Source organism: Pseudonocardia sp. MH-G8, assembly GCF_002262885.1.
Taxonomy (GTDB): domain Bacteria; phylum Actinomycetota; class Actinomycetes; order Mycobacteriales; family Pseudonocardiaceae; genus Pseudonocardia.
In genome coordinates this window covers 86540-109125 of sequence record NZ_NKYF01000025.1, presented here as the reverse complement: position 1 = coordinate 109125, position 22586 = coordinate 86540, and the positions used below count along the sequence as shown (strand labels likewise).

Genomic DNA, 22586 nt, shown 5'->3' with positions numbered 1-22586 from the left:
CGCCCGTCGGCGTCAGATGGTGGCCTCCGCCGCCCCGTCCTGGCTGCTGACCGGCAGCGTCGCGAACACGGCGGGCGGCTCGCGCCACGGGTCGGCGGCGCGACCGGCGCGACCGTCCTGCACCGCTCGCCATACCCGCTCGGGCGTGCAGGGCATGTCGACGTGGCGCACGCCGAACACGCTCAGCGCGTCGACCACGGCGTTCTGCACGGCCGGCGTGGACCCCACGGTGGCCGACTCGCCGATCCCCTTGGCGCCGAGCGGGTTCATGGGAGTGGGCGTCTCGGTGTTGGCCGTCTCGTAGTTGAACAGGTCGGCCGCGCTCGGCATCCGGTAGTCGGCCAGCGTGGCCGTGAGCGGCTGGCCGTCCGCGTCGTAGAGGACCTCCTCGTAGAGGGCCTGCGCGATCCCCTGCGCGAGCCCGCCGTGCTGCTGCCCCTGCACGAGCAGCGGGTTGAGGATGCGCCCGCAGTCGTCCACCGCGACGTGGCGCAGCGGTGTGACCCGCCCGGTGTCGGTGTCCACCTCCACCACCGAGACGTGCGACCCGAACGGGAACGTCGCGTCGTCCTGGTGGAAGTCGATCCCGGCGTGGAGTGGCGCGTCCTCGGCCTCGGCCCCGCTCGCGACCTGGGCCCACGTCAGGGTCACCGACGGCACGCCGGCCACGCCGAACGCGCCGTCCTCGGTGAGCTGCACGTCGTCGACGGACGCCTCCAGCATCGCCGCGGCGCGCTTGCGGGCCTGTTCCAGCACGTCGTCGGCCGCGCCCTGGACGGCGTTGCCGGCCATCTGCAGCGATCGCGACCCGCCGGTGCCCCCGCCGCGCGGCACCACGGCGGTGTCGGACTGCACGAAGCGGATCTTCTCCATCGGGATGCCGAGGCGGTCGCTGGCGAGCATCGCGAACGCCGTGGGGTGTCCCTGCCCGTGGCCGGAGGTGCCTGCCGAGACGGTGGCACTGCCGTCCGCGTGGACGGTGACCGAGCCGTACTCGTCACCGCCTCCCGCGGTGATCTCCACGTAGACGCTGATGCCGATGCCGAGCTGGACGGGGCCGCCCGCCTCGCGCCTGCTCGCCTGCTCCTCGCGGAGCTTGTCGTAGTCGACGAGTCGCAGTGCCTCGCGCAGCGGCAGGTCGTAGTCCCCGATGTCGTAGCGCACGCCCGACGGTGTGCGGTAGGGGAACTCCTCGGGCTGGATGAAGTTGCGCCTGCGGATCTCCGCCGGGTCGATGCCCAGCTCGGCGCCGGCCAGGTCGATCATCCGCTCGATGTGCGCGGTGGCCTCCGGGCGACCCGCGCCGCGGAACGCGCCCATCGGCGTGGTGTTGGTGAGCGCCACGGCGCCGTCGAACGCCAGCTTGGGGACCCGGTAGACGCCGGTGGCCATCGCCTGCGTCGAGGCGAACACCAGCCCGCCACCGAACCCGGCGTAGGCACCGCTGTCGGCCACGACCCGGGCCCGCAGCCCGGTGATCACGCCCTCGCGGGTGAGGCCGAGCTCGTAGTAGGCGACCTGGCCGCGACCCTGCGGCATCGACACGAGGTTCTCGGAGCGGGTCTCCACCCACGTGACCGGGCGTCCCAGCTTCCGCGCGACGCCGACGGCCGCCGTGTGCTCGGCGAGCATGCCCGCCTTGCCACCGAAGCCCCCGCCTACGTGCGGTGCGACCACCCGGACGCGCTCGGTCTCCAGACCGAACAGCGCCGCGGCCTGCGCGCGGAATCCGTGCGGCATCTGGGTGGACACCCAGATGGTGAGGTCGTGCTCCTGGTCCCCCGGCTGCACGGCGATCGCGTTGCCCTCCATGGGCATCACGGCCACGCGCTGGTTCACCAGCCGGGCCCGCACGACCACCTCGGCGTCGGCGAGCGCGTCCTCGTCCGTGGAGCGCTGCCCTGCGGCGAGGTTGCTGCCGAGCTCCGGGAACTGCAGCTCCGCGCCCGGCTCCAGGGCCGCCTCCATGTCGACGACGGCCGGCAGCGGGTCGTAGTCGACCTCCACGAGCTCGACGGCGTCGACGGCCGCGGCCTTCGTCTCCCCGACCACCACCGCGACGGGCTCGCCCACGAAGCGGACGCGGTCGGTGGCGAGCGGCGGGCGCGGGAGGTCGGGGTTCACGACCATCAGACCGTGGTGCGCAGGCAGGTCGAGATCACCCGCGGTGAGGACGGCGACCACACCCGGTGCCGCGGCCGCGCCGGCCACGTCGATCCCGGTGATCACCGCGTGCGCCATCGAGGAGCGCACGAAGGCGAGGTGCAGCACGCCCTCGAGGGCGAGGTTGCCGACATAGGTGGAGGCGCCGGTCATGAGGTCGCGATCCTCGACGCGGCGAACGGAGGTACCGAGAATCGATCCAGGCATGTCGATGACCCTACGGTCACCGACCCGGCCAGGCCCAGAAGTTGACGCACATCCGTCCGTCGGCGATGGTCTAGCGGAGGCTTTGCGCGCCGGCACGTCGCGACGCGCTCACCCCGGGAGGTCGGACTGGTCGGGGGCCGGTCCGGCCTCCCGACCCAAACTCCCCCGGGTTAGGTTTCTCCGGTGCCCGAGTTCCACCACACCGATGTGCTCCCCCTCGGCCCCGACGACACCGAGTACCGCCGCCTCGACCTCCCTGCCGGGGAGGTGATCGAGGCCGCCGGGCGGAGTTTCCTGGAAGTTCCGCCGGCCACGATCACCGCTCTCGTCCGCGAGTCCGTGCACGACATCCAGCACATGCTGCGGCCCTCGCACCTCGCGCAGCTGCGGGCGATCATCGACGATCCCGAGGCCTCCCCCAACGACCGTTTCGTGGCCACCGACCTGCTGCGCAACGCGTGTGTGTCCGCCGGGGGCGTGCTGCCCATGTGCCAGGACACCGGCACGGCGATCGTGGTCGGCAAGCGCACCGAGACCGTGCTCACCGGCGGCGACGACGAGCGCGCGATCTCCCAGGGGATCTTCGAGGCCTACGACGAGCTGAACCTGCGCTACTCCCAGATGGCGCCCACCTCGTTCTGGGACGAGCGCAACACCGGCACGAACCTCCCGGCGCAGGTGGAGCTCTACAGCGCGCCCGGGGCCACGCCGAAGTACGAGTTCCTCGTGATGGCCAAGGGCGGCGGATCGGCCAACAAGACCTTCCTGCACCAGGGGACGAAGGCGCTGCTCAATCCCAAGAAGCTCGCCACCTTCCTCGACGAGAAGCTGCGCGCGCTGGGCACCGCCGCCTGCCCGCCCTACCACCTCGCGATCGTCGTGGGCGGCATGTCGGCCGAGTACACGCTCAAGGTCGCGAAGCTCGCCTCGGCCCGTTACCTGGACAACCTGCCGTCCGAGGGCTCCGAGCTCGGCCACGCCTTCCGCGACCGCGATCTCGAGCAGCAGGTGCTCGAGCTGACGCGGCAGTTCGGCATCGGCGCGCAGTTCGGCGGCAAGTACTTCTGCCACGACGTGCGCGTGATCCGGCTGCCGCGCCACGGCGCCTCGCTGCCCGTCGGCATCGCGGTGTCCTGCTCCGCCGACCGGCAGGCCAAGGCCAAGATCACCCCGGACGGCGTGTTCCTGGAGCAGCTGGAGCGCGACCCGGCCCGGTTCCTGCCCGAGGCGACCTCGGAGAACCTCTCCGAGGAGGTCGTGCGGGTGGATCTGCACCGGCCGATGGCCGAGATCCGCGCGCAGCTCTCCTCCCTCCCGGTGAAGACGCGCGTGTCGCTGACCGGGCCGCTGGTGGTGGCCCGCGACATCGCCCACGCGAAGATCGCCGAGCGGTTGGAGGCCGGCGAGCCGATGCCGCAGTACCTGCGCGACCACCCCGTCTACTACGCGGGGCCGGCCAAGACGCCCGAGGGCTACGCCTCCGGCTCGTTCGGCCCCACGACCGCCGGCCGGATGGACTCCTACGTGGAGCAGTTCCAGGCTGCCGGTGGCTCGCTGGTCATGCTGGCCAAGGGCAACCGATCGGCCCAGGTGACCACCTCCTGCGCGGCGCACGGCGGCTTCTACCTCGGCTCGATCGGCGGGCCCGCCGCGCGGCTGGCCCAGGACTGCATCCGCAAGGTGGACGTGCTCGAGTACCCCGAGCTCGGCATGGAGGCGGTCTGGAAGATCGAGGTGGAGGACTTCCCGGCCTTCGTCGTGGTGGACGACAAGGGCAACGACTTCTTCGCAGGCGTCAGCCAGCCGACGCTGCAGGTCTCCTTCCGCCGCTGACCTCGCCCATCAGAAGGTGGGGCGTCAGCGCAGGCGGCGAGGGCCGCCTCGCTCCCTGCGGGTGGGGGGTGGGCCCAGCACGACGCGCGCGCCCGTGACGTAGGCGCCCTCTGGTGAGGTGAGGACCGGGTCGAGGCTGAGCGCGCGCACCTCCGGCAGATCCTCGGCGATGCGCCCCACGCGCAGCACCAGGTCTTCGCACGCGGCCAGGTCGACCGGCTCGGTGCCGCGGTAGCCGGCCAGCAACGGCGCGGCGCGGGGCGCGCGCACGAGCGCCGCGGCGTCCTGGTCGGACACCGGGACCACGCGGAACGCGCGGTCCCCGAGGAGCTCGGTGGCCATCCCGGACAGCCCGAACGACAGCAGCGAGCCGAACGACGGGTCCTCCACGATCTCCAGCACGCAGGAGACACCCTTGGGCGCCATCCGCTGCACGTACAGCTGGGACTCGCCGGTGAGCCGGGTGAGGTCGCCGTAGGCGCGCCGGACGGCGCCGGCGGCGCCGAGGTCGAGCCGGACGCCGACCAGGTCGGTGCGGTGCCGCCACCGGTCCCCGACCGCCTTGAGCGCCACCGGGTAACCGAGTTCGTCGGCCGCCGCCACCGCATCCTCGACACCGGACACCAGCCGGAACTCGGTGACCGGGATGCCGTAGCAGGCGAGCAGCTCCACCGCCTCGTCGTCGGTGAGCCGGCGCGCCTCGTCGGCGCCCAGGCGCGCGACGAGGGAACGCGCACGCTCGGTGTCGACCCCGCCCGGGGTGTCGAACTGCCCGACCGGGAGCGATCGCCACCGCGCGTAGCGGCTGACCCGTGCGAGCGCCGCCGCCGCACGCTCCGGGCTCGGGTAGCTGGGCACCGATCCCGGACCCGGCGACCCGTCCTCCCGCGCGACCGACAGCTCGGACGGCACGCCCTCGACGGCGAGGAACACCGCGATCACCGGCGTGTCGGCCCCGGCCACCGCCTCGCGCAGCGCCCGCGCGTACGCGGCGCCGGGAGTGGCGACGGGCGGGACGAAGACGGCGATGAGGGCATCGGCCCCGCCGTCGGGACCGCCGTCGGGATCGCCGTCGGACGCCTCGCCGCGCTCCGGGCCGGCGCCTGTTGCACCCTCCGCACCCGCGGCGCCGTGGCCACCCGGCGCGGCTCCGATGGCGCGGGCGACGGCCGCGGCGAACTCCTCCGGAGGTGCCGCCGTGCCCACGTCGACCGGCGGCCCGTGCAGTTCCAGGCCCTCGTCGAGCAGGGCGTCGGCGACCAGCACGCCCAGGGCGCTGGAGTTGCCCACGACCGCGACCCGCGGACCGGCCGGCAACGGCTGGTAGGCGAGCAGGAGCGCGGTGTCGAACAGCTGCGAGAGCGTCTCGACCCGGATCACCCCCGCCTGCTCGAACAGGGCGCGCACGCTGGCCTCGTCGATCGGCGCCGCGCTGGCCGCGAGCGCGGGGGTGGGCCCGGAGTGCCGGCCGCTCTTCACCGCCACGATCGGCTTGGTGCGGGCCAGCCTGCGGGCGAGCCGGGCGAACTTGCGCGGGTTGCCGAACGTCTCCAGGTACAGCAGGACGACGTCGGTGGCGGGGTCGGTCTGCCAGTACTGCAGCAGGTCATTGCCGGACAGATCGGCGCGGTTGCCGGCCGAGACGAACGTCGACAGCCCCAGCCCGCGGTCCTTCGCGGTGGCGAGGATGGCGATGCCGAGCGCTCCGGACTGCGAGAAGAACCCGACGCGCCCCACCCCGGGGACGTCGGGGGCCAGCGTGGCGTTGAGCCGGACGTCGGGATCGGTGTTGGCGACGCCGAGCGCGTTGGGGCCGATCACGCGCATGCCGTGCGCCCGCGCCTCGGCGACCAGGCGCCGTTCGGCGACGACCCCGCTGCCACCCGCGTCGGCGAACCCGGCGCTCACCACTACGAGCGCCTTGACCCCCTTGGCGAGGCAGGAATCCATGACCTCGTCGATGCCGGCGGCGGGTACGGCGACCACGGCGAGGTCGACCTCGTCGGGGATGTCGGTGACCGAGGCGTAGGCGCGCACGCCGCGCACCGACCGCGCATCGGGGTTCACCGGGAAGACCGGGCCGGTGAAGTTGCTGCGCAGGAGGTTGGCCAGCACGGCGTGCCCGATCTTCGACGGGTCGGTGGACGCCCCGATGACGGCGACCGACGCCGGGTGCAGCACGTTGTGCACGCTGCGCGCCTCGGCCCGCTGCTCGCGCGCGTCGCGCACGGCGAGCGAGCGCTCGGTGGGGTCGATGTCGAACTCCAGGTGCAGCACCCCTTCGGAGAAGGCCCTGCTGACCTGGTAACCCGCCTCCCGGAAGACCCGCACCATCTGGTGGTTCTCGACCAGCACCTCGGCCTCGAACCGGCGCAGGCCGTTCTCCCGGGCGGCGGCCGCGAGGTGTTCGAGCAGGATCGAGCCGAGCCCACGGCCCTGGTGGTCGTCCCGGGCCACGAACGCGACCTCGGCCGACTCGACCCCCGCCGGCCCGTCACCGGAACCGCCCGGCAGGCCTTCGTAGCGGCCCACGGCGAGGATCTCGTCGCCGAGGAGGCAGATGAAACCCACCCGCTTGCGGTGGTCGACGTGGGTGAAGCGCTCCAGGTCGCGTGGCGACATCCGCGGGTACGGACCGAAGTAGCGCAGGTAGCGGGTGCGGTCGGAGAGGCTCGCGTGGAACCGCAGCAGCGCGTCGGCGTCGCCGGGCAGGATCGGGCGCAGGTGCACGATGCCCCCGTCCGACGCCACCACGTCGGCCTCCCAGTGCCGCGGGTAGTCGGTGGCGGCATCGGCCGGTGGGGTGGGGCCGGTCGTGGGCTCGCTGGATGTCATGTCGGTCATGTCCCGTCAGTCCCGCGGGTCGTCCGGATCGAGGCCGTGCAGCGGGAACACGGCGCGCCGTGTCTCCAGCACCGCGGTGTCCACGCGGTCGGCGCCCTCGCTCCACGGCGTGTACCCGGTGTCGGCGCCGTCGGTCATCGAGATCGGCAACTGCTGGCCGGTGAGCCCTGCGGTGTGCGCCACCCAGCCGGCCGGGAGCGGCCGGTTCGGCTCGACGTCGCGGTCGAGGACCGTGGCGATCAGGTGGGTCCAGGAACGGGGAACCACGCGGAACAGGCCGTAGCCGCCGCCGCCGACGGCGAGCCAGCGGCCGCCGGCGGTGTGGGTGGCCAGCTCGCGCAGGGATCGGTAGATCGTGCGGTGCCCGTCGACCGACAGACCGAGGTCGGCCAGCGGGTCCTCGGCGTGGCTGTCGACCCCGCACTGCGTGACGAGGATCTGCGGCCGGAACTCCGCGACGAGCGACGGCACGACCGCGTGGAAGGCCCGCAACCAGCCGGAATCGGTGGTGCCGGGCGGCAGGGGCAGGTTGACCGCGGTACCGGCGGCCTCGCCCTCGCCGTACTCCCCCGGCCACCCGGTGCCCGGCCACAGCGTCATCGGGTGCTGGTGCAGCGAGATCGTGAGCACTCGGGGATCGGCGTAGAACGCGGCCTGCACGCCGTCGCCGTGGTGCACGTCGACGTCGACGTAGGCGATGCGGTCGAAGCCGTGGTCGAGCAGCCAGGAGATGGCCACCGTGCAGTCGTTGTAGACGCAGAAGCCCGACGCGCGGTCACGCATCGCGTGGTGCAGACCGCCGGCGATGTTGACCGCGCGGTCGGCGCGTCCCTCGGCGATCTCCTGCGCCGCCCGCAGGGACCCGCCGCACACGAGGGCACCTGCCTCGTGCATCCCGAAGAAGATCGGGTTGTCGTCGGTGCCGAGGCCGTGCCCGACGTCGAACGGGCTCTCCGGCGCGGACTTGACCGCGGTGAGGTAGCCGGGCACGTGGGCCCGCTGCACGTCCTCGTCCGACGCCGGCTCGGGCTCCACCGGCTCGATGCCCTCCAGCACGCCGAGGCCGGCGGCCAGGCGCATCGTCAGGTCGAGGCGGACCGGATCGAGCGGGTGGTCGTCCCCGAGGTCGTAGGAGAGGAAATCGGGGGTCCAGACGACCGCGGCGCGCGGGCTCATCCGTGTCGTCCCCTCGTCGGGGTCGATCCGGCCCTCACGGCGCGGCTCCGACGGCCACCGGCCGCTCGGGGTCGGCCGACCAGTTCGACCACGACCCCACGTACAGCCCGATCGGCCGCTCCGGGGGCCGCAGCCCTGCGTGCTCGGCCGCGAGGACCAGTGCCGCGGCCGTGGCCCCCGACCCGCAGTAGGCCCCGACCTCCCCCTCCTGCGGACCCATGAGCTCGGCGAGCCGCGCGGCGAGCGGCTCGGGCGCCAACCAGCGTCCGTCGGGCCCGAGGACGTCGGTGGCCGGGAGGTTGCGCGCGCTCGGGATGTGCCCCGCCTTCGGGTCGACCGGCTCGATCTCGCCGCGGTAGCGCTCCGGCGCCCGGGCGTCGAGCAGCGTGCCGCCACGCGCGAGCGCAGCCGCCTCGTCGGCGTCGAGCACGGGCATGCCACCGGGCCGGACGGTCACGTCACCGGTGCGAGGTCGCGACGGTTCGGCGGTGGTGGGCAGGCCCGCCTCCACCCAGCCTCGGAAGCCGCCGTCGAGCACCGCCACGCGACCTGCGGAGAACCCGGCCCATCGCAGCAGCCACCACGCACGAGCCGCCTGGACGCCCTGGGCGTCGTCGTGAACCACGACGAGCGATTCGTCGTGCACGCCCGCGCGCCGCAGCGCGGACTGCAGCCGCGCAGGCCCCGGCAGCGGGTGGCGACCCGCCCGGCCGGGTGGGTCCGCCAGGTCGGTGTCCATGTCGAGGAAGACCGCACCGGGCAGGTGTGCCGCGTCGTGATCGGGCCCCGCTGGTGGTCCGGTGAGCCGCCAGCGGACGTCGAGCACGACCGGCCGCCGCGCGGGATCGGCGGCGTCGAGCAGCTGCGCGAGGACTGTCGGGGCGATCAGGGGATCCATCAGTGCGACCACCGCGCCATCCTGCCCGGGATGGCGGGGAGTCGGCGAGCCGTCGCACCGATAGGATGGAGCCTTGACAGAAGGGCTGGGGGCGTGAACGAGCTCATCGATACCACGGAAATGTACCTCCGTACGATCTACGAGTTGGAGGAGGAGGGCGTCGTCCCGCTGCGCGCCCGGATCGCGGAGCGCCTCGGCCAGAGCGGGCCCACCGTGAGCCAGACCGTGGCCCGCATGGAACGCGACGGGCTCGTGGTGGTGGCAGGCGACCGCCACCTGGAGCTCACCCCCACCGGCCGGTCCCGCGCCGTGTCGGTGATGCGCAAGCACCGTCTCGCCGAGCGCCTGCTCATCGACGTGATCGGGCTCGAGTGGGAGTTCGTGCACGCCGAGGCCTGCCGCTGGGAGCACGTGATGAGCGAGGCCGTGGAGCGCAAGCTCGTGCGCCTGCTCGACAACCCGACGACGTCGCCGTACGGCAATCCGATCCCGGGTCTGGAGGAGCTCGCGACCACCCAGGATCCGGCCACGGCGCCGTCGAGCTCGGTGCCGCCGGTGCTGGAGGTCGGGCTGCAGCGGCTGGACGAGTTCGCGCGCCGCGGCGGCGGCCGGGTAGAGGTGCGTCGCATCGCCGAGCACGTGCAGATGGACGCCGAGCTGATGGCCGAGCTCAAGGACGCCGGCATCGTCCCGGGCCACGACGTGGAGGTGGACTCCATCTCCCGCTTCGGTGACGCCGTGCCGGTGGCCTGCAACGGCGGCGCCTCCTCGGTGGCGCCGCTGATCGCGCACGCTGTGCTGGTGCGCGCCCGCTGATTCCACCGCGACCGCGCCTCCCCCTCTCCGGATGGGGAGGCGCGGCGTGAGACGGTGGGCCGCGCCGACGTGCGGGGACCGGTCGCCGCGCGCCTTTCCTCGAGGAGGTCTGCAGTGAAGCTGCTCGTGACCGGTGGGGCCGGCTACGTCGGCAGCGTGTGCGCCGCACACCTGGTGGACGCGGGCAACGACGTGACCGTGCTGGACGACCTCTCCACGGGGCACAAGGACGCGGTGCCCGACGACGTCCGCTTCGTGGAGGCCGACCTCGCCGACGCCGCCGACGACGTGCTCGCCGAGGGATTCGACGGAGTGCTGCACTTCGCCGCCAAGTCGCTCGTCGGTGAGTCGGTGCAGCACCCGGAGCTCTACTGGGACGGCAACGTCGTGACGACGTTGCGGCTGCTCGAGGCCGTACGCCGGCACGCCACCCCGCGCCTGGTGTTCTCCTCGACCGCCGCCACCTACGGCGAGCCCGACCAGGTGCCGATCCGCGAGGACGCCCCCACCCGCCCCACCAACCCCTACGGGGCGAGCAAGCTCGCCATCGACCACGCGATCAGCTCCTACTCCGCGGCGCACGGCCTCGCCGCGGTGAGCCTGCGGTACTTCAACGTGGCGGGCGCCCACGGCCGGTTCGGCGAGCGGCACGCAGTGGAGACCCACCTCATCCCGCTCGTGCTGCAGGTGGCCTCGGGGACGAGGGACGCGGTGCAGGTGTACGGCGAGGACTGGCCCACCGCGGACGGCACCTGCGTGCGCGACTACATCCACGTGGACGACCTCGCCGACGCCCACCTGCTGGCTCTCGAACACGCCCGCGCCGGCCGGCACGCCATCTACAACCTCGGCTCCGGCACCGGCTTCTCGGTGCGCCAGGTGGTGGAGGCCTGCCGGGAGGTGACCGGGCACCCGATCCCCGCCCACTCCGCGCCGCGCCGCGCCGGCGACCCGGCGGTGTTGATCGCCTCGAGCGAGGCCGCGCAGGCCGAGCTGGGTTGGCGCCCGCGACGCACCGACCTCGCCACGATCGTGGGCGACGCCTGGCAGTTCGCGCGGAGCCGGACGCGCTGACCGGACCGCCCGCGCCTGCTCGGCCACAACGCGGGGCCGCGGGATGCTCACGCCGGCCGCCGCCGGGCGCGCCGTCCCGATCGCGGTGCCCCTACCGGTTGCACGCGCTCGGGCGCCAGGCCGGCACGCAGCCACTCCCGCACGTCCGACGGCCGTAGCCCGGCCTCGGCTGCCGACCGGACCACGCCCGAGAGCAGGTGACCCGGCCACGCGTGCTCGGCACGCTCGAGTGCGATGTTGGCCAGCGCTCCATCACCGCGCAGCAGCGCCGAGACCGCCAGGAGCACGGCCGGAACCGCCGCCTGCGGGGCGGGCGTCTCGCGCGTCAACGCCGCCCACAGCTGCTCGGTGGCCGCTGCCCGGGCGCCCGCGCTCCACTGCAGCGCGGTCTGCTGCACGGCGGGGATCGCGAGAGCGGTGGCCAACTCCACGACCCGCGAGTCGGGCAGGGCGAGCCTGCCGGCGGCGGCGTCGGCGACAGCGGCCTCGAGCGCGGCCTCGCCGGAAGTCACCTCGACGGCGAGGCCACCCCCGTCCGCCGCACCGGTGGTGCCCCCGCCCTCGTCACCCCGGATCAGCAGCTCCTCGCGGCGCCGGAGCGCGGCGGGATCGGTGGGTGCGACCAGACGCTCGAGCGCGTCGCGATCGGCGTGCACGACTCCGCCCTCCGCCACCGTGGCGACCACGAACTCGGTGACCGCGGGATCCGGGACCAGACCCCGGCAGGCGCACGCGTCGTAACAAGCCCAGTGCGCGCCGCCCGTGGTGCTCTCGGCCCACAGCAGCGTGTGCACGTCGACATCGTGTTCTGCCAGTGCCTGCGCGACGAGACCGGCGAGCCTCCGGTGCGGCAGGCACGACGGATCCCCGGTGCCGGGCGCGAGCACGACGGCGACGGCGCCCACGGGGTCGTCCAGGAGCAGGCCGCGGGCGGCGGACACCGCGACGACCTCGGCGTGCTCCGCGTACGCCGGGATCTCGGGCGGCGGCAGATCGATCCGCAGTGTGAGGCCGAGCCTGCGCCCCGAGCTGCCCCCGGTGGCCATCAGGACCAGCGAGTGGCGCGGGTGGAAGCCGAGCATCGCGGGAATGGCCGCGACCAGCTCACCCTGGTCACAGACGCGGACGACGGGCTGGTCGTCCGGCGCGGGCGAGGAGGAGCGGGAGCGGCGGGAACGGGTCATGTGGCGAGGGTGGACCGCGGAGCACGGGCGGCGCGCCCGTTCCGCCGTTCGGCTGTGGACGGGGCCGGCGGAACGGGCCGGAATCGGGCCGAGGTGGACGAGGCTGCACCTCGGGACGCGAGGACGGAGCGAGATGTCGTCGGCGAGTGTTAACCTCCCGCGCTTGCCGCGCGGCGTGCCTGCCGCGACGCTTGTGCGCGGTGCGCGGGTGGCTGTCCGGTCGCCCGTCGATGTGGGGAGGACCGTCGCGTGTACGACTACGACCTGCTCGTGATCGGGTCCGGCCCGGGGGGCCAGAAGGCGGCGATCGCGGCCGCGAAGCTGGGCAAGCGCGTCTGCGTCGCGGAGCGACGCGACATGATGGGCGGAGTCTGCGTCAACACCGGCACGATCCCGTCGAAGACGCTGCGGGAGGCGGTGCTCTACCTCACCGGGTTCGCGCAGCGGGACATGTACGGCGCGAGCTACCGCGTGAAGAGCGAGATCACCATCGCCGACCTGCTGGCACGCACGCAGCACGTCGTCGGCCGGGAGGTGGAGGTGATCCGCAACCAGCTGTTGCGCAACCACGTCGACCTCCTCGGGGGGACGGCCCGCTTCGAGGACGAGCACACCGTCACCGTCGAGGGCGACGCGCGCGGCGACCACAACACGGTCACCGCCGAGCACATCGTGATCGCCACCGGGACGAAACCGGCCCGGCCCCCGGAGGTCGAGTTCGACGACGAGCGGGTGCTCGACTCCGACGCCGTGCTGCAGATGCAGCGCGTGCCCGGCTCGATGGTGGTGGTCGGCGCGGGTGTGATCGGCATCGAGTACGCGTCCATGTTCGCGGCGCTCGGCACGCGCGTCACCGTGGTCGAGAAGCGCCCGCAGATGCTGGACTTCTGCGATCCGGAAGTGATCGAGTCGCTCAAGTTCCACCTGCGCGACCAGTCCGTCACCTTCCGGTTCGGGGAGGAGGTCGGCCGGGTCGAGGTCACCCCGAAGGGCACCGTCACGAGCCTGGCCAGCGGCAAGCGGATCGCCGCGGACATGGTGATGTACTCGGCGGGCCGTCAGGGTGTGACCGAGGAGCTGCACCTGGAGAAGGCGGGGCTCGCCGCCGACAAGCGGGGCCGCATCACCGTGGACAAGCAGTACCGCACCGAGGTGCCGCACATCTTCGCCGTCGGCGACGTGATCGGCTTCCCCGCGCTCGCGGCCACCAGCATGGACCAGGGCAGGCTCGCGGCCTACCACGCGTTCGGCGAGCCGGCCCGCGAGCTTCAGGAGCTGCAGCCCATCGGCATCTACACGGTGCCGGAGATCTCCTACTGCGGCCGCACCGAGGCCGAGCTGACGTCGGCGGCCGTGCCCTACGAGGTGGGGATGTCGCGCTACCGGGAGCTCGCCCGCGGCGCGATCGTCGGCGACTCCTACGGGATGCTCAAGCTCCTGGTCTCCACCGATGACCGCACGCTGCTGGGCGTGCACGTCTTCGGCACCGGCGCCACCGACCTCGTGCACATCGGGCAGGCGATCATGGGCTGCGGGGGCACCGTGGACTACCTGGTCGACACCGTCCTCAACTACCCGACGTTGTCCGAGGCGTACAAGGTGGCGGCGCTCGACGCGACGAACAAGATCCGCGCACTCGAGGCGTTCGACAACGGCTCGACCTGACCCGGCCGGCCCGCACGCTAGAAGCGCACCCCGTGCTCATCCAGCCACGGGCGCGGGTTGATCTTCTTGCCGCTCGCCGTGTGGACCTCGATGTGCAGGTGCGGGCCGGTGGAGCGGCCGCGGTTGCCCACCTCGGCGATCACCTCGCCGGCGGCCACCTCCTGCCCCTTCTTGACGTGGGAGCGGTTGATGTGGCCGTAGACGGTGACCATGCCGTCGGCGTGCCGCACGCGCACCCACTGGCCGAACCCGGAGGCGGGGCCGGAGTCGATCACCGTGCCGGCGAGCGGGACGTGGATGGGAGTGCCGATCGGGGCGGCGATGTCCAGACCCTGGTGCGCGCGGCCCCAGCGGGACCCGAACCCGGAGGTGACGCGGCCGGTGACCATCTGGACGGCGCCACCGGCGGTGGCCTTCGCCTGCTCGGCCACGCGGGCCTCCTCGGCGAGGCGGGCCTGCTCGGCGGCGCGCGCGGCCTCCGCGGCCGCCGCGGCGGCGGCCTCGGCGGCGGCGCGCTGCAGGTCGGCCGCCTTCACGAGTGACGCCGCGTCCGCCAGGGGGAGATCGGCCGAAGCGACGACCTCGGGCGCCACTGGCGCGACGGCGGGTGCGATGACGACGTCGGCCACGTCGGCGGGCGCACGCGGACCGATCATCTCCTCGACGGCGACCCGCAGCGCCGCGGTGTCCGCGGCAGCGGGGAGGGTCTCCGCGAGTGCGTGCTGGGCCGTGGCCGCGAGCGCACCGCCGGTGACGACGGTGGCCACGAACCGGGCCGGGAGCGATGAGGAGAGCTGCGGGACAGAGATCGACCGGTGGGCGCCACCGACCCCCGCTGCCGCCATGGCGGCGGACAGCGGGGGCCCGAGGTGCGCGCGCCGGCCCTGGGGGGAGCGGTGCCGAGCCACGACCTTTCCTTCCGGATCTCCTACCGACCCGGCCGGACGTCCCGCTCGGGGGGTGCGGGCGGACCGTCGGGGGGCGTTCGGTCCGTGTCCGGTCTGTGACCGGGTCGTTATCGATCCGAGGGCAACGCTAGCCACTGGTGGACGGTGGGCAAGCCCTCCCGCGTCCGGGCTGAGGCCGCCGGACCGGGCGGCGCGACGAGCGGCAGGATGCACCCCCACCTGCCGACACGCCGGTGGGCGGCTCGCCGTTCACCGCACGTCCACGTCCTGTCCCCCGCCGATGCACGCCCGGCGTGCCGATCGGACGGGCAACCACGCGGGCGGTACCGGCGAACGGAGCATCCGCAACCGTCGATCGTCGCAGCGGCTGCGGCGGGCGGACCTGCGGTGGTGATCAGGATCGGACGACGCGCCACCCGTCAAGAGCCCGACGGGCGCGATCACAGGGCCGCCGACAGGCCCTGCTCACCGAGGGCCGGTCCGGGTACGGTTGGTGCGCCGGCGCACGAGGGGAGCGAGGTGTTCCGCAGGTCCGACCGTGGAGGCGAGCTCCCCGACGAGCGCGTCCAGGCCGCGCGCAACGCGGCCACGCAGGGGTTCCTCGCCCTCGACGACGAGCAGCGCGCCGTTGCCGACGCAGTGCACGCGGCCACCGAGCTGGGCAGCGGCGACCGCCGGCTCGCCCGCGAGTGGGCCGAGGTCGCCGCCGCCGGGGACAGCGCCACGAACGCCTACCTGACCGCCACGCAGGAGCACCCCCTCGACGGGAGCGCGCCGGTCCGCGGCGCCCGCGAGGCCGATGAGAAGGCCCTGCGCGAGATCGAGCGGGCCCGGGAGGCGATCCGGCGGTTCCGAGCGGCGCACTCGCGCACCCTCGACGCGGCCGCGTACGCCCTCACGACGCTTCCGCGCACCGTGCAGGACGCCCGTACCGCCCTCGTCTCCGCCCGCGCCGCCGTCCAGGACGCCACCTCGTCCGGGGTCCGGTCCCGGCGGGCCGAGGACCGCCTCGCCGAGGCCGAGCGGAGCGCAGCCGGTCTCGAGGCCGCCGGAGCGGGGTTGCAAGAGCGTCGCAGCGCGGCGCAGCGCACCCTCGACCTCGCCCGCTCGGCCGCGTCGCTCGCCGCCGAGGCCCCGCAGACCGCCGCGCAGGTGCGGTCGGCCCTGAGCAGCATCGCGACGCGCCGCGCGGCCGCCACGACGAAGGCCGAGCGGATCGAACCCGCGATGTCGGCCCTGAGGCGCGAGTTCTCCGAACCCTGTTCGCGCGACCTGACCGGCGCCGAGGCCGCGGCCCGTGAGGCCATCGCGGCCGCGGAGGGCACGCTGGCCGATGCGCGGCGCCACGCCGACCACGGGGACTGGGACGCCGCGGCGGACGCGGTCACCGCCGCACGTTCCGCCCTCTCCCGCGCCGAGGACCGCCACGAGGCGGTCACGGACCGGCTCGCCTCGCTGCGCGACGTGCGTGCCGACCCCTCGCGGCACGCCGCCGACACCCGCTTCGTGCTGCGCGACGCGCAACGCCTGGTCGTGGACCGCGGCCTCGTCGACGAGTTCGGTCCCGTCCTCGACGCCCAGTCGGTGCGCCTGGACAACGCCCAGGACCGGTTGACCGGCGTGCATCCCGACTACTGGCTCTACCTCACCGAGCTGCGGGGCATCCGCGAGCGGGTGCGGGAGGTGGTGGCGCAGGCCCGCCGCCGCGCCTGACCGTGCGGTGCCCGCCCCCGACGGGCACCGCACGTCCGCGGTCAGGGCCGCGCGATCAGGGCCGCGCGGCCGCGCCGCACTCGGCCCCCGGCTCCGCCGGCTGCGCGGGCACGACGTGCACCCCTCGCTGCGGGACCCCCTCGACCCACCCACCGCGTTCGGCTTGCTCCCCACCGAGGACCCGCCCGGGTTCGGTGGGCAGCGCCCGAATCCGCTCCCGTTCCTCGTCGGTGGGCTCGCGGCGCACGATCTCGCCGTCCTCGCAGCGCACGATGACGACGTCGGCGCGCTCGCCGTCGCGGTCGCCGTCGGGCTCCCCCGCACTCGCCACGCCCGTCAGCGTGACCGACAGGGCCGCCGCCACCAGCACGGCGGCTCCGATACCCGCAATCCGCATGATCTCCTCCATTCGTCGGGAACGAGTGGAGCCTGCCGAGGCCGGGCTGAACCGGGGCTGAAGGAGCCCGAACGCGTCTTCAGGTTCACCTCAGGCCTGCGCGCGAGACTGCTCGCCGTGCGGATGCTGCTGGTGGAGGACGAGCGACGGCTGACCGACGTGCTCACGGGCGGACTCGCGGGTGAGGGGTTCGCCGTGGACGTCGCGCACGACGGGAGGGACGGCCTGTGGCTGGCCACCGAGAACACCTACGACGTGATCGTGCTCGACGTGATGCTGCCCCGACTGAACGGCTACGCCCTCTGCGCGGCGCTGCGAGCGGCGCAGAACTGGACGCCCATCCTGATGCTCACCGCCAAGGACGGCGTGCACGACGAGGCCGAGGCGCTCGACACCGGCGCCGACGACTACCTGTCCAAACCCTTCTCCTACGTGGTGCTCCTTGCCCGCCTGCGCGCGCTGGTGCGCCGCGGCGGCACGTCCCGACCGGTGTCGATCACGGTCGGTGACCTGTGCCTGGACCCGGCCGGGCTGCGCTGCCGGCGCGGCGACGTGGACATCACCCTGACGCCGAAGGAGTTCGCCGTGCTGCACGGCCTCGCCCGCCGTCCCGGCCAGGTCGTGTCCAAGCGCGAGCTGCTCGCGCAGGCATGGGATTTCGCCTACGACGGCGACCCGAACATCGTCGAGGTCTACGTGAGCGCGCTGCGTCGCAAGATCGACGCGCCGTTCGGCCGCACATCGTTGGTGACCGTCCGCGGCGCGGGCTACCGGCTGGAGGCCACGTCGTGACGCTGGGCGGGCGCTGGACGGCACGCCTGTCGGTCCGGCTCCGGGCCACGCTCGCGGCCACCGCGATCGTCGCCGCGGCGCTCGGTGTCGCCTCCGCCGTGCTCGTCGGCGTGCTGACCGCCAGCCTCGAGGAGAGCGCGGCCGCCGAGGCGCAGCGGCGCGCCACGGTGGCCGCCGACCTGCTCGACACCGCGGAGCCGCACTTCACGCGCGTCCTCGGCGAGGCGGTGTGGATCGGCAGGCTCGCCCCGGACGTCGTCGTCCGCTCGGCTCCGGCGGCGCCTGCGGACGCGGCCCCGATCGGCCCGATGGTGCCGGCCGCGCCGATGGCGGTGGGGACCGCGCGTCCCGAGTCGTTCACCGTGGCGACCCTGCCGGTGCGCACCGAGGGCGGGAACGTCGTGGTGCAGGCGAGGGCGTCGCGGCAACCGGCCGCCGCCGCACTCGCGACGCTGCGCTCGGTGCTGCTCCCCGGCGTCCCCGCCTTGCTCCTGCTGGTCGCGGGGCTCACCTGGCTCGCCGTCGGACGCGCGCTGGCCCCGGTGTCGGCGATCCGCCGCGAGCTCGCCGACATCACCGGCACCGACCTGCACCGCCGGGTCCCCGTCCCGCGGGCACGGGACGAGATCACCCGGCTCGCGCAGACGACGAACCGGACCCTCGATCGGCTCGAGCAGGCCGTGGGCCGCCACCGCAGGTTCGTGGCGGACGCCGCCCACGAGCTGCGCAGTCCCCTCGCGGTGCTGCGCACCCGCCTGGAGATCGCTCCGCCGCAGCCGCTCACCGCGGAGGCCCTGACCGACGTCGAGCGCATCCAACGCCTCACCGCGGACCTGCTGCTGCTCGCCCGGCTGGACGCGGGCGCGCCGCCCGAGCACGAGGAGGTGGAGCTCGGGCAGGTGGCCGCGGAGGAGGCCATGCGCACCCGGCCGCGCACCGACGTCCGCGTGGAGTTGCGGATCGAGCCCGGGATCGTCGTGCACGGGTGCGGTGAGCAGCTGCGGCGCCTCGTGGCCAACCTCGTGGACAACGCCGTGCGGCACGCCGGCACCGCCGTGGTCGTCGACCTGCGGGAGCGGGCCGGGGACGCCGTGCTGGAGATCGGCGACGACGGGCCGGGCATCCCGGACGAGCACCGCGACGCGGTCTTCGACCGGTTCACCCGCCTCGACGAGGCGCGGGCCCGCGACGCGGGTGGATCCGGGCTGGGGCTCCCCATCGCCCGCGACATCACCGCGCACCACGGAGGCACGCTGGTGGTGGCCGACACCACGCCCGGTGCGCTGCTGCGCGCGGTGATCCCGATGCCGCGCCGTTCCTGACGCCCACGGTCAGCCGGTGGTCAGCACCAGCTTGCCGGCCGTGCGCCCCAGTTCCCCGGCGCGGTGGGCGTGCGAGGCCCGTTCCAGGGGGAAGGTCTCGGACACGAGCACCCGCAACCGCCGGTCCTCCACGAGGCGGGCCAGCGCCTCGAGGCCGTCACCGTCGGGTTCGACCAGCATGGCGGTGGCCCGGACACCGCGTTCGGCCGCGGCCGCGAGCGCGTCGGCAGCGGCGGCCGACGGCAGGCACAGCAGCCGGCCCTCGGGGTGCAGGACGTCGAGCGAACGCACCGCGACATCGCCGCCGATGAGGTCGAGCACCAGGTCGACCGGCTCGATCGCCTTCTCGAACGCCTCCGCGCGGTAGTCGACCGCCTCGTCGATGCCGAGGTCGTGCAGGAGGTGGTGCTTGCCGACCGAGGCGGTGCCGACGACGAACGCGCCGCGTGCCTTGGCGATCTGCACGGCCAGGTGCCCCACGCCACCGGCGGCGGCGTGCACCAGCACCCGCTGCCCCGGTTGCACGGCGGCGATCTCGGTGAGGCACTGCCACGCCGTGAGCCCGGCCAGCGGCAACCCCGCCGCCTCGACCTCCGACAGCCCGGCCGGGCGGTGGGCGAAGTGGCGCGACGGTCCGGTGACGAACTCGGCGTAGCCTCCCGCCTGCCGGGGGAACCACGGCATGCCGAACACGGCGTCGCCCACGGCGAAGCGCGTGACGCCGGCGCCGACGGCGTCGACCGTGCCTGCGACGTCCCACCCCACGGTGAACGGCGGCGGCCCGAGCACCGCGGCCATCCCTGCGCCCGCCCGCGTCTTCCAGTCCACGGGGTTCACCCCGGCGGCCGCGACGCGGACCCGGATCTCGGTGGGCAGGGGTTGGGGGATCTCGGCCTCGCCGAGCTCGAGCACCTCCGGCCCGCCGGTCGACAGCTGCGTGATGACGCGCATCGTTCCCACGGCGCGATGCCTACACCGCCCGGACGCGCCCCGCGGCCCGGAAAGGCCGCTGCCCGCCCCTTGCGCGACGAACGGCATTCCCTCCGCGCCGGGCTTCCGCTACGGGCCTACGGCGCAGCGACCCGGCGCGCGGCGGCCCCGCCGATGACCCAGTCGTCGGCCCGCACGGGCACGACCGCGCCGTGCACGAGCCTGCGGTCGACGCCCAGCACGTCGACGACCAGGTCGGTGAGCGCGCCCAGCAGCCTGCGGCGCACGTCCGGCGGACGATCGGTGAACACCGCAGCGGTGAAGTACGGGGCCGACCGGCCGTCGGCCGGGATGCCGCCGGTGGCCCACAGCTCGGGCCGGTGCAGCGTGACGTACGCGCGGACGCGCTCCACCGGCACCCCCGTGACCTCCGCGTACCGGGTGCTCATCGCGACGAGCAGCTCCGCGTGCTGTGCGGGAGTGTGCATCCCCTGGACGAGGTGGACCCCGAGGACCGGCATGCGCACACCGTAGGGAGCGGCACACCGCCCGACAAGATCGGCGGATCCGCTACTCGCGCAGCGCGTCCACCACCACGGGCTGCCGGCGCTCCCACTCGAGGAACCGGTCGGTCTCGACGAGGAGGGCACCGCCGAGCCACAGCGCGACGACGGCGTCGTCCGCCAGGCCCAGCAGCGCGAGGAAGGCCTCGGGCACCAGGTCGACGGGCGAGACCAGGTACGCCAGCGCGAGCACGAGCATCCCGAGCCGCCCACGGGGCAACTCGGGGTAGCGCCCGGAGAGGGCGTCGCGCGCCATGCGTGGGATCGCGCGGAGGCGATCGCCCATGCCGGGCGCGCCCGGGTGGCGCGACTGCGAGATCGCCTGCCACAGGGCACGGAACGCCGCGATGCGGCGTGGTCCTGGCTTCGGCACGTACCGTTCAACGGCCCGGAGGCACGCCGTGTTCCGACCGGACCGACGACCGCGGCCCCGTCGTGCCCGGATCGGTCACGATCCCGACCGCTGCAACGGGTCCCACCGGAGCACGGGCTACTGTCGTCAGGCAGCGTCACGACCGTCTCCAGGAGAACTGCGATGAGCCCGATCCCGCGCATCTGCGCGCTCGCCGCTCTCGCGGTGCTGGCCGGTTGCGGCAGCTCCGTGGCCGATGCCGACTCCCCCGACCCGCGCCGGAGCACCGCCGCGGCCCCGAGCAGCTCGTTCTGCGCCGCGGCCCAGGCCAACCTGGAAGCGATCCGCCCGCTCAACGGCCTCGTCGCCCGCGGCCAGGTGCCGCCCGACGAGCTCGCCGACACAGTGGCGAACGTGCGGCGCGCGGGCGCCGACATGGCGTTGTCGGCGCCCCAGGACATCCGCGTCGACGTGGAGCGCACGGTGCAGGCGCTCGACCTGCAGCTCGACGCCCTGGTCGAGAGCGGCGGCGACGCCGCGGCGCTCACCCGCGACCCGCAGCTGATCGCCCGGCTCAACTCGCCCGAGTTCGCGGGCGCGAGCGAGCGGGTGCGCACCTACGTGGAGCGCACCTGCACCGCGGGCTCGGCCACCCGCCGCTGATCGGCGGCTATCCGCCGATCGACCGACGCGACCGGGACCTGACCGCCGAGTAGGCCGCCGCGCCGACGAACACCACGGCACCGATCACCAGTGCCCAGGTCAGGAACTCGAAAATCGCGCCGAGCACGGTGAACGCGAGCCACACCAGCACCGCGATCCCGAGGATCTTCAGGACCATCCGCCCCTCCTCCGTCTTCCCTCCGACGAGCGGGAGCCGCGAGTAGTTCCCCCGGCCGCACCCACGACCCGGCCCCGGGGAGCCGAGCGCACCCCCTTCGAGGCGTGCGTGTGACCGCCGGCGCAGAACGGACGCTTGCAGCAAGCACAGTCGCGATATATCGTGATGGCACACGAGCTAGTTGGTAGCTCACGATCAAGGAGACGAGATGAACGACGAGAACACCCACTGGGACGGCCCGCGCTTCGGGCCCCGCGGGCCGCGCGGTCGCAGGCCCTTCCCCCCGACGGTGCCGCCGTTCGCCGGCCCCGTCGACGACGAGGACGTCGAGCGCGGCGGGCACCGGCACCGCGGCCGCAGGCACCCGTTCGGACCGGGCTTCGGCCCGCCGTTCGGCCCCGGGATGCGCGGCTTCCCCGGCCCGCGCGGGCGGCGCGGGCGCCGCACGTCCCGCGGCGACATCCGTGCGGCGGTGCTCGCGCTCGTGGCGGAGCAGCCACGGCACGGGTACGAGATCATCCAGGAGATCGCGGAGCGCTCCGGTGGCGCGTGGCGGCCGAGCCCCGGCTCGGTCTACCCCACGCTGTCGCAGCTGGAGGACGAGGGCCTGGTCCGCGTCGAGCAGACCGACGGCCGCCGGGTCGTGCACCTCACCGAGGAGGGCACGCGCTACGTCGAGGAGCACCGCGAGGAGCTGGACGCCGTGTGGGCGTCGGTCGCCCGTGTGGCCGAGGACGAGGGCGCGGGCGAGATGTGGGAGCAGCTGGGCCAGCTGCACGCGGCGGCGGCGCAGGTGATGTCGGCCGGCTCGCCGGAGCAGATCGCGACCGCGACGACCACGCTCGCCGACGCCCGCAAGGCGATCTACCGCCTGCTGGCCGAATGAGACCTCGTGAGTGGATACGAGT

Annotated in this window: 20 protein-coding genes; 9 read left to right on the top strand and 11 right to left on the bottom strand. The window is 74.1% G+C overall.

Annotated features, from left to right (window positions below):
* Positions 1-12 precede the first annotated feature (12 nt).
* Positions 13-2370 carry a xanthine dehydrogenase family protein molybdopterin-binding subunit gene (locus CFP66_RS36435; RefSeq protein ID WP_094929896.1) on the bottom strand — a complete coding sequence of 786 codons (2358 nt, stop codon included), beginning with the start codon at positions 2368-2370 and terminating at the stop codon, positions 13-15.
* Positions 2371-2553: 183 nt separating this feature from the next.
* Here CFP66_RS36435 and CFP66_RS36430 point away from each other — a divergent pair, with 183 nt between their 5' ends.
* A complete protein-coding gene (locus CFP66_RS36430; RefSeq protein WP_094929895.1) occupies positions 2554-4203 on the top strand; it encodes a fumarate hydratase in 1650 nt (549 codons plus the stop codon).
* Positions 4204-4227: 24 nt separating this feature from the next.
* Here the strand turns inward: CFP66_RS36430 and CFP66_RS36425 are convergent, their stop codons facing one another.
* Genes CFP66_RS36425 through CFP66_RS36415 form a run of 3 tightly spaced genes read right to left on the bottom strand, consistent with a single transcriptional unit; the run spans position 4228 to position 9121 of the window.
* A complete protein-coding gene (locus CFP66_RS36425; protein WP_198961912.1) occupies positions 4228-7038 on the bottom strand; it encodes a bifunctional GNAT family N-acetyltransferase/acetate--CoA ligase family protein in 2811 nt (936 codons plus the stop codon).
* A gap of 15 nt (positions 7039-7053) precedes the next feature.
* Positions 7054-8223, bottom strand: a complete 1170-nt coding sequence (locus CFP66_RS36420) for an acetoin utilization protein AcuC (protein WP_094929893.1) — start codon at positions 8221-8223, stop codon at positions 7054-7056.
* Positions 8224-8257: 34 nt separating this feature from the next.
* A complete protein-coding gene (locus CFP66_RS36415) occupies positions 8258-9121 on the bottom strand; it encodes a sulfurtransferase (protein WP_094929943.1) in 864 nt (287 codons plus the stop codon).
* A 93-nt stretch (positions 9122-9214) separates the two neighbouring features.
* Here CFP66_RS36415 and CFP66_RS36410 point away from each other — a divergent pair, with 93 nt between their 5' ends.
* Both CFP66_RS36410 and galE read left to right on the top strand, forming a co-directional pair.
* Positions 9215-9937, top strand: a complete 723-nt coding sequence (locus tag CFP66_RS36410) for a metal-dependent transcriptional regulator (protein ID WP_198961903.1) — start codon at positions 9215-9217, stop codon at positions 9935-9937.
* Positions 9938-10051: 114 nt separating this feature from the next.
* A complete protein-coding gene (galE, locus tag CFP66_RS36405; protein ID WP_094929891.1) occupies positions 10052-11011 on the top strand; it encodes a UDP-glucose 4-epimerase GalE in 960 nt (319 codons plus the stop codon).
* A 47-nt stretch (positions 11012-11058) separates the two neighbouring features.
* Here the strand turns inward: galE and CFP66_RS36400 are convergent, their stop codons facing one another.
* Positions 11059-12195: a DUF4192 domain-containing protein gene (locus CFP66_RS36400; RefSeq protein ID WP_094929890.1), complete on the bottom strand. Its 1137-nt coding sequence runs from the start codon at positions 12193-12195 to the stop codon at positions 11059-11061.
* A gap of 249 nt (positions 12196-12444) precedes the next feature.
* Between CFP66_RS36400 and sthA the strand changes: the two genes are divergently transcribed.
* Complete coding sequence (gene sthA, locus CFP66_RS36395; protein ID WP_094929889.1) at positions 12445-13860, top strand: Si-specific NAD(P)(+) transhydrogenase; 1416 nt, start codon at positions 12445-12447, stop codon at positions 13858-13860.
* Between the two features lie 17 nt (positions 13861-13877).
* Here the strand turns inward: sthA and CFP66_RS36390 are convergent, their stop codons facing one another.
* Positions 13878-14768, bottom strand: coding sequence for a M23 family metallopeptidase (locus CFP66_RS36390; RefSeq protein ID WP_233160009.1), 891 nt, complete (start codon positions 14766-14768; stop codon positions 13878-13880).
* A gap of 519 nt (positions 14769-15287) precedes the next feature.
* Between CFP66_RS36390 and CFP66_RS36385 the strand changes: the two genes are divergently transcribed.
* Positions 15288-16481, top strand: coding sequence for a hypothetical protein (locus tag CFP66_RS36385; protein ID WP_094929888.1), 1194 nt, complete (start codon positions 15288-15290; stop codon positions 16479-16481).
* A 55-nt stretch (positions 16482-16536) separates the two neighbouring features.
* On the opposite strand, the gene CFP66_RS36380 is transcribed toward CFP66_RS36385, so the two are convergent.
* A complete protein-coding gene (locus CFP66_RS36380) occupies positions 16537-16878 on the bottom strand; it encodes a hypothetical protein (RefSeq protein WP_143517474.1) in 342 nt (113 codons plus the stop codon).
* 117 nt (positions 16879-16995) lie between these two features.
* Here CFP66_RS36380 and CFP66_RS36375 point away from each other — a divergent pair, with 117 nt between their 5' ends.
* Both CFP66_RS36375 and CFP66_RS36370 read left to right on the top strand, forming a co-directional pair.
* The gene (locus CFP66_RS36375; protein WP_094929886.1) at positions 16996-17670 is read left to right on the top strand and encodes a response regulator transcription factor; all 675 of its coding nucleotides are present in this window, start codon (positions 16996-16998) and stop codon (positions 17668-17670) included.
* Complete coding sequence (locus CFP66_RS36370) at positions 17667-18992, top strand: ATP-binding protein (RefSeq protein ID WP_198961902.1); 1326 nt, start codon at positions 17667-17669, stop codon at positions 18990-18992. The genes CFP66_RS36375 and CFP66_RS36370 overlap by 4 nt, the downstream gene beginning before the upstream one ends.
* Positions 18993-19001: 9 nt before the next feature.
* Here the strand turns inward: CFP66_RS36370 and CFP66_RS36365 are convergent, their stop codons facing one another.
* The 3 genes from CFP66_RS36365 to CFP66_RS36355 all read right to left on the bottom strand — a co-directional run bounded on the left by CFP66_RS36365 (position 19002) and on the right by CFP66_RS36355 (position 20741).
* Positions 19002-19943, bottom strand: coding sequence for an NADP-dependent oxidoreductase (locus CFP66_RS36365; RefSeq protein ID WP_094929885.1), 942 nt, complete (start codon positions 19941-19943; stop codon positions 19002-19004).
* 116 nt (positions 19944-20059) lie between these two features.
* A complete protein-coding gene (locus CFP66_RS36360; protein ID WP_094929940.1) occupies positions 20060-20443 on the bottom strand; it encodes a tautomerase family protein in 384 nt (127 codons plus the stop codon).
* 49 nt (positions 20444-20492) lie between these two features.
* Positions 20493-20741, bottom strand: a complete 249-nt coding sequence (locus CFP66_RS36355) for a YkvA family protein (protein WP_233160007.1) — start codon at positions 20739-20741, stop codon at positions 20493-20495.
* A 279-nt stretch (positions 20742-21020) separates the two neighbouring features.
* On the opposite strand from CFP66_RS36355, the gene CFP66_RS36350 reads away from it, so the two are divergent.
* The gene (locus CFP66_RS36350) at positions 21021-21500 is read left to right on the top strand and encodes a hypothetical protein (RefSeq protein ID WP_094929884.1); all 480 of its coding nucleotides are present in this window, start codon (positions 21021-21023) and stop codon (positions 21498-21500) included.
* Between the two features lie 7 nt (positions 21501-21507).
* Here the strand turns inward: CFP66_RS36350 and CFP66_RS48710 are convergent, their stop codons facing one another.
* Entirely contained in the window at positions 21508-21678 is a 171-nt protein-coding gene (locus CFP66_RS48710) for a hypothetical protein (protein ID WP_198961901.1), read from the bottom strand.
* Between the two features lie 208 nt (positions 21679-21886).
* Here CFP66_RS48710 and CFP66_RS36345 point away from each other — a divergent pair, with 208 nt between their 5' ends.
* Entirely contained in the window at positions 21887-22564 is a 678-nt protein-coding gene (locus CFP66_RS36345) for a PadR family transcriptional regulator (protein WP_094929883.1), read from the top strand.
* Positions 22565-22586: the final 22 nt, after the last annotated feature.

Excerpts from the sequence above, each read along its gene's own strand:
- CFP66_RS48710 (WP_198961901.1), bottom strand. The coding sequence starts at position 21,678 with ATGGTCCTGAAGATCCTCGGGATCGCGGTGCTGGTGTGGCTCGCGTTC.
- CFP66_RS36420 (WP_094929893.1), bottom strand. The coding sequence starts at position 8,223 with ATGAGCCCGCGCGCCGCGGTCGTCTGGACCCCCGATTTCCTCTCCTAC.
- CFP66_RS36380 (WP_143517474.1), bottom strand. The coding sequence starts at position 16,878 with ATGCGGATTGCGGGTATCGGAGCCGCCGTGCTGGTGGCGGCGGCCCTG.
- CFP66_RS36415 (WP_094929943.1), bottom strand. The coding sequence starts at position 9,121 with ATGGATCCCCTGATCGCCCCGACAGTCCTCGCGCAGCTGCTCGACGCC.
- CFP66_RS36350 (WP_094929884.1), top strand. The coding sequence starts at position 21,021 with ATGAGCCCGATCCCGCGCATCTGCGCGCTCGCCGCTCTCGCGGTGCTG.
- CFP66_RS36400 (WP_094929890.1), bottom strand. The coding sequence starts at position 12,195 with ATGACCCGTTCCCGCCGCTCCCGCTCCTCCTCGCCCGCGCCGGACGAC.
- CFP66_RS36435 (WP_094929896.1), bottom strand. The coding sequence starts at position 2,370 with ATGCCTGGATCGATTCTCGGTACCTCCGTTCGCCGCGTCGAGGATCGC.
- CFP66_RS36360 (WP_094929940.1), bottom strand. The coding sequence starts at position 20,443 with ATGCCGGTCCTCGGGGTCCACCTCGTCCAGGGGATGCACACTCCCGCA.
- CFP66_RS36345 (WP_094929883.1), top strand. The coding sequence starts at position 21,887 with ATGAACGACGAGAACACCCACTGGGACGGCCCGCGCTTCGGGCCCCGC.
- CFP66_RS36425 (WP_198961912.1), bottom strand. The coding sequence starts at position 7,038 with ATGACATCCAGCGAGCCCACGACCGGCCCCACCCCACCGGCCGATGCC.
- CFP66_RS36355 (WP_233160007.1), bottom strand. The coding sequence starts at position 20,741 with ATGGCGCGCGACGCCCTCTCCGGGCGCTACCCCGAGTTGCCCCGTGGG.
- CFP66_RS36365 (WP_094929885.1), bottom strand. The coding sequence starts at position 19,943 with ATGCGCGTCATCACGCAGCTGTCGACCGGCGGGCCGGAGGTGCTCGAG.